Source organism: Streptomyces sp. AF1A (genome assembly GCF_047340315.1).
Taxonomy (GTDB): Bacteria; Actinomycetota; Actinomycetes; order Streptomycetales; family Streptomycetaceae; genus Streptomyces.
On the sequence record NZ_JBLEBI010000279.1, the window covers coordinates 1 to 5611 of the forward strand.

At 73.3% G+C, this 5611-nt stretch carries 8 protein-coding genes; 6 read left to right on the top strand and 2 right to left on the bottom strand.

From position 1 onward, the window contains the following. The 5 genes from ACLU3S_RS35420 to ACLU3S_RS35440 form a co-directional block, all read left to right on the top strand. On the top strand, positions 1–189 hold a 189-nt coding region (locus tag ACLU3S_RS35420), incomplete at its 5' end, for a hypothetical protein (RefSeq protein WP_413956075.1). 115 nt (positions 190–304) lie between these two features. Then, positions 305–499 (top strand): hypothetical protein, encoded by a 195-nt coding sequence (locus ACLU3S_RS35425; protein WP_413956076.1) that lies wholly within the window; start codon positions 305–307, stop codon positions 497–499. Further along, entirely contained in the window at positions 499–738 is a 240-nt protein-coding gene (locus ACLU3S_RS35430; RefSeq protein ID WP_389829320.1) for a DUF4258 domain-containing protein, read from the top strand. The genes ACLU3S_RS35425 and ACLU3S_RS35430 overlap by 1 nt, the downstream gene beginning before the upstream one ends. A gap of 91 nt (positions 739–829) precedes the next feature. Further along, positions 830–1759 (top strand): 5'-3' exonuclease, encoded by a 930-nt coding sequence (locus ACLU3S_RS35435; protein WP_413956077.1) that lies wholly within the window; start codon positions 830–832, stop codon positions 1757–1759. Between the two features lie 134 nt (positions 1760–1893). Continuing rightward, positions 1894–2739, top strand: coding sequence for a siderophore-interacting protein (locus ACLU3S_RS35440; RefSeq protein ID WP_413956078.1), 846 nt, complete (start codon positions 1894–1896; stop codon positions 2737–2739). 12 nt (positions 2740–2751) lie between these two features. On the opposite strand, the gene ACLU3S_RS35445 is transcribed toward ACLU3S_RS35440, so the two are convergent. Both ACLU3S_RS35445 and ACLU3S_RS35450 read right to left on the bottom strand, forming a co-directional pair. After that, entirely contained in the window at positions 2752–3717 is a 966-nt protein-coding gene (locus ACLU3S_RS35445) for a 5'-nucleotidase (protein ID WP_413956079.1), read from the bottom strand. Positions 3718–3939: 222 nt separating this feature from the next. Continuing rightward, positions 3940–4521, bottom strand: a complete 582-nt coding sequence (locus ACLU3S_RS35450; RefSeq protein WP_413956080.1) for a GNAT family N-acetyltransferase — start codon at positions 4519–4521, stop codon at positions 3940–3942. A 54-nt stretch (positions 4522–4575) separates the two neighbouring features. On the opposite strand from ACLU3S_RS35450, the gene ACLU3S_RS35455 reads away from it, so the two are divergent. Further along, complete coding sequence (locus tag ACLU3S_RS35455) at positions 4576–5526, top strand: RluA family pseudouridine synthase (RefSeq protein ID WP_413956081.1); 951 nt, start codon at positions 4576–4578, stop codon at positions 5524–5526. The last annotated feature ends 85 nt before the right edge of the window (positions 5527–5611 follow it).

A 5611-nucleotide genomic window follows, 5' to 3' on the forward strand; every position in this document is an offset into this window, starting at 1 on the left:
CTAGGTCGCACGTGGTTCTTCCGCGTCGCCGACGCCACGATCGGTGAGCGCACTCGACGACGCATCGAGAAGCAGCCCCAGGCTGCCTACGTCATCCGTGGGATAGAGCCGATGGATACGCAGGAACGCGAGCTACAGGCCATGGTCGCCGTCGACCGAGTTGAGCAGAACTTCGGGTTGCCCGCGTGATGCGCCTGACGCCCGTCTGAGGGCCGTTTACACGCCTCCGGCCCCACTAACCACGAAACGCCCTGCTGCCCGCTCAGCGCCCCGGAGTTAGGCCCCGCGCCCGGCTGCCGGGGCGTTGCTGTCTCCACCCAAGGCCGAGTACGGCCTGGTCGACGCTGCCGACAAGTGGATGGCTCTCTGCGTGACGCACGACGAGCAGGAGTTCCACCCGACGCACCGCGCCGCCTGGACGGCTCGCCGCCGGTCGGCCGACTGGTGCTCGGGGTGCCGCTCCGTCGCCGCCGCGAAGGACGAGGAGGCGGGCAAGTGATGGGCTACCGCTTCACGAAGCACGCCCTGGCGCAGATGGCGAAGCGCGACGTGTCCCCCGAGGAGGTCGGCGAAGCGATCCGGCGGCCGGACGGAACCGAGCCCCACCAGGGGCGCACGCGGTATGTGAAGGGTTCGCTGTGCGTCGTCGTAGCGGCGGACGGCGCGATTGTGACCGTCCTCCTTCGCGGACGCGCGACCACTTGGGATGACCACGACGTCATCAACCGCGCCTGCTGACCGTAGGACGGCACGAGCAACGCCCCCGGGACATCCTGGGGGCGTTCGCCGTTCTGGGACGTCCAGCGGGCAGCAGTGCGATCCTGACCGCATGACCACCAGATCTGGAAAGTGCCTTTTGCTAGACACCCCGTCGCTCTACTTCCGCGCCTACTTCGGCGTCCCGGACTCCGTGCGGGCGCCGGACGGCACGCCGGTGAACGCCGTGCGCGGGCTGCTGGACTTCATCGACCGGCTGGTGAAGGACCACCGGCCGGAGCGGCTGGTGGCCTGCATGGACGCCGACTGGCGGCCGCAGTGGCGGGTGGACCTCATCCCCACCTACAAGGCGCACCGCGTCGCCGAGGAGCACACGGGCGCCCCGGACGCGGAGGAGGTGCCCGACACCCTCGCGCCCCAGGTCCCGGTCATCGAGGACGTGCTGGACGCGATCGGCATCGCGCGGGTGGGGGTGGCGGGGTACGAGGCGGACGACGTGATCGGCACGTTCACCGCGCGCGCCGACGGCCCGGTCGACATCGTCACCGGCGACCGCGACCTGTACCAGCTGGTCGACGACGAACGGGACGTCCGTGTGCTGTACCCGCTCAAGGGCGTGGGCACGCTGCAGGTGACCGACGAGGCGGTGCTGCGCGAGAAGTACGGGGTGGACGGGCGCGGGTACGCGGATCTGGCGCTGCTGCGCGGCGATCCGAGCGACGGTCTGCCGGGCGTGGCCGGGATCGGCGAGAAGACGGCGGCGAAGCTGCTGGCCGAGTTCGGCGACCTGGCCGGGATCATGGCGGCGGTCGACGACCCGCGGGCCGGGCTCACGCCGTCGCAGCGCAGGCGGCTGACCGAGGCCCGGCCGTATGTGGCGGTGGCGCCGAAGGTGGTGCGCGTGGCGGGCGACGTGCCGCTGCCGGAGGTCGACACCGCGCTTCCGCGCGCCCCGCGCGATCCGGCGGGACTCGAGGAGCTGGCGGCGCGGTGGGGGCTCGGCGGTTCGCTGCAGCGGCTGCTGACCACGCTCGGGGCGTGAGGCAGGGCCCGTGACGGCGGGTGCCCCGCCCGGCAATATTCCGGCAAAGGGCGGTTCGGGATTCCGGACGAAAGATCGGACGCAAGGGAGAGGTGTTAACTTAGGCATACCTAACCATTCCGCAGGAGGCCGTGATGGCAGAGCGACCGGAACGAAAGCCGCGCAAGCCCTACACCGCCCAGGTGGTACGCACCGAGCGGCTGTCCCCGTACATGCAGCGGGTGGTGCTCGGCGGCGACGGCCTCGCCGGTTTCGCGGCGGACACCTGCACCGACCACTATGTGAAGCTGCTGTTCGGCCCGGCGGGCGTGACGTATCCCGAGCCCTTCGACCTGGAGCGGGTCCGCGCGACGTTCCCGCGTGAGCAGTGGCCCGTCACGCGGACGTACACCGTGCGTGCCTGGGATCCCGAACACCGGGAGCTGAGCCTGGACTTCGTGGTGCACGGCGACGAGGGGCTGGCCGGGCCGTGGGCCACGCGGGTGCGGCCCGGTGAGCCGGTGCGCTTCATGGGCCCCGGTGGCGCGTACGCGCCCGACCCGGGCGCCGACTGGCATCTGCTCGCCGGTGACGAGAGCGCGCTGCCCGCGATCGCCCGCGCCCTGGAGACGCTGCCGGCCGGCGCCCTGGCGCACGCCTTCGTGGAGGTGTCCGGCCCGCAGGAGGAGCAGAAGATCGACTCCGATGTGGAGGTCGTCTGGCTGCACCGCGGGGACCGGCCGGTCGGCCAGGCGCTGCTGGAGGCGGTGCGGGCGCTGGAGTTCCCGCAGGGCCGGCCGCACGCGTTCGTGCACGGCGAGGCGGGCTTCGTGAAGGAGCTGCGCCGGCTGCTGCGCGTCGAGCGGCAGATCCCGCGCGAGGACCTGTCGGTCTCCGGCTACTGGCGGCTCGGCCACAACGAGGACGGCTGGCAGGCCTCCAAGCGGGAGTGGAACGCCCGCATCGAGGCCGAGCAGGAGGGCCGCGCGGCGGCCGCGTGACAGGGGACGGCCTCAGGGCGCCGGCTCCTGCCGGGGGGCGGTCTCGTTGAGCTTGCCGAAGGGGATGTGCACGCTGGGGGTGGTCCGGGACGTGCTCTCCAGATGGGTCACCTGGTCGTCGAAGAAGATGTGCGGCCTGAGCACCTTCATGACGGCGCCCTTTTCGATGCCGCCGAGGAAGAACGCGCCGTTGACCGTCACCCCCCACCGCTTGAGGCTGGTGACGGCGCGCTCGTGGGCGGGTGCGTTGCGCGCGGTCACGATGGAGACGTGGACCCGGATCGCGTAGTTGGGATCGCTCCTGCGCCGTTCCTCCTCCCGGCGCTGTATCCGGTTCACGCCGGCGAGGAAGTCGCGCAGCGGTCCGGGGTCGTGCGGGGTGGCCGCGTTGCGGGCCTCGTGCGCGCGGAACTCCTCCAGGCCGGCCGCCTGGTACACCTGCTCGGCCGCGTCCGTGGCGAGCACTCCGTCGAAGTCGAAGGCGATGCGCAGCCCCCGGTCGGCGGGGTCGTCCGCGTACGGCGAGCCCAGCACGTGTCCCGCCGGCAGGCCCGCGGCGACGGCCTCGCGCACGTCGTCCCCGTTCGCGGACAGGAACAGGGACATGTTGAGCGCGGTCATGAACGCGTACGGGGACCGGCCCTGCATGAACACGGCCCGGGTGATCGGCAGTTCGTGGGCCTTAATGGACCGCATGACCCGCAGGCCGGTGTCGGGGTCGTTGCGCGAGAGGATGATGACCTCCACGAGCGGGTCTCCCGGCTCGCCGAGGTCGTTCAGCGACAGCAGCCTGCGGATGAACGCGAACGCGACCCCGGGCCGCAGCGTGTCGTCCACGTTCCGCTCCTGGTAGGCCCGGTAGGCCTCCTCACCCTGCTCCCGGAAGACCGCGTCGGACTCCCGCAGGTCGAACAGCGCGCTGGAGGCGACACCGACGACGAGTCGGTTCGCGAGGTCGTAGGCCGGCACGCGCTCCATCTTCACACGGACCGGCGCCCAACGGCCCGGGTCCGTCGGCCGGTTCAGGGGACCGACGTCGCCTGACGGCGGCATCCGCGCGGGTGCCGGACTCCGCCGTCGTCACCGTTTGGAACGGCACCGTGCACCCGTGAAGCCGGTGCGGGCCACCGGGCCCGGTGCGGCCGTACGGCGGTGGCGGCCGTCCTACCGGGGACGGCGGCCGCCAGACGGCCGTCCGGCTCAGTCGCCCCGCACGCGCGCGTGCAGGTGCATGTCGTGCCAGCCGTCGGGGTGCAGGAGGGCGCTGCGCTTGGTGCCCTCCAGGGCGAAGCCGGTCTTGCCGGCGACCCGGCAGGACGCCTGGTTGCCGGTGGCGTGCAGGAGCTCCAGCCGGTGGAAGCCGATCTCCTCGAACGCCCAGCGGGTCAGGGCGGTGGTGGCCCGTGCCGCGACGCCCCGGCCGCGGGCCCGCGCGACGGTCCAGTACGCGATCTCGGCCACGCCGTCCGCCAGCAGGATCTGGCGCAGCGCCACCCGGCCCAGCAGCCGGCCGGTGTCCGGGGCCACGACGGCCCACTGGGCGTCCCGCTCGCGCTCCCAGCACCGCTGCCACTCCGCGATCCAGTCGGCGGCCTCCGCCACGGAGTCGCAGGACCTGACGTGCCACTGGTGGAGCACCGGGTCCTGGAAGGCGGCGTGCACGGCGGGCGCGTCCTCGGCGCGCCAGGGGCGCAGGAGCAGGCCGTCACCGGCGTCCAGGGTCGGCTGCGGGGTGCGGGCGAGGGTCCCGGCGGGCAGGACCGGGTTCCTGAGGTACGGCATGATCCGCATCCTGCCAGGGCGGGGCGGTCCGCAGGGCTCGTACGCTTGACCTCGATGAGACGCCGCACGCCGCCCCCGCCCGCCCCGCTGCCCCAGCGCGACGGGGTGGACCCGGTGCGGGTGCGGCTGCCCGCGGGTGGCGCGTGGGCGACCGTGCGGGAGCATCTGGTGCAGCGGCTCAGCGGGGCCGGGGCCGGGGTGGTCGAGGGGATGTTCGACGCGGGGCTGGTCGTCGGGGCCGACGGGCGGCCGGTGGCGCCGGACGCGCCGTACGAGCCGGGGATGTTCGTGTGGTTCCACCGCGAGCTGCCCGCCGAGGTGCCGGTGCCTTTTCCGGTGGAGGTGGTGTACCGGGACGAGCACATCGTCGTCGCCGACAAGCCGCACTTCCTGGCCACGACCCCGCGCGGCACGCATGTCGCCGAGACCGCGCTGGCCCGGCTGCGGCGCGAGCTGGGCATCCCGGCGCTGACGGCCGCGCACCGCCTGGACCGGCTGACGGCCGGGCTGGTGCTGTTCACGGTGCGGCCCGAGGAGCGCGGCGCCTACCAGACGCTGTTCCGCGACCGGCGCGTGCGCAAGGAGTACGAGGCGGTCGCGCCGTACGACGCCTCGCTCGCGCTGCCCCGGACGGTGCGCAGCCGGATCCTGAAGGAGCGCGGAGTGCCGGCCGCGCGGGAGGCCGAGGGCGAGCCCAACGCGGTGACCCGGGTGGAACTGGTGGCGCGGCGGGACGGGCTGGCGCGCTACCGGCTGGTTCCGCGCACCGGCCAGACCCATCAGCTGCGGGTGCACCTGAGCGCCCTCGGCGTGCCCATCCTCGGTGATCCGCTGTATCCGGAGGTGACCGCCCCGGTGCCCGCCGGCGACTTCCGGCGCCCCCTGCAACTGCTGGCGCGCAGGCTGGAGTTCACCGATCCGGTCACCGGGGCGGAGCACGCGTTCGCGAGCGCTCGCGTGCTCCGGGCCTGGTCGTCCTTCGGGGAGTGGGCCGGCGAGGTCTAGTCGCCTTCGCTCACTCGCCGCGCCACCAGTTCAGCAGGCGCCGCCACAGGCTCTCCGGCCGTGCGGGTGCCGGCGGGACGGGCGG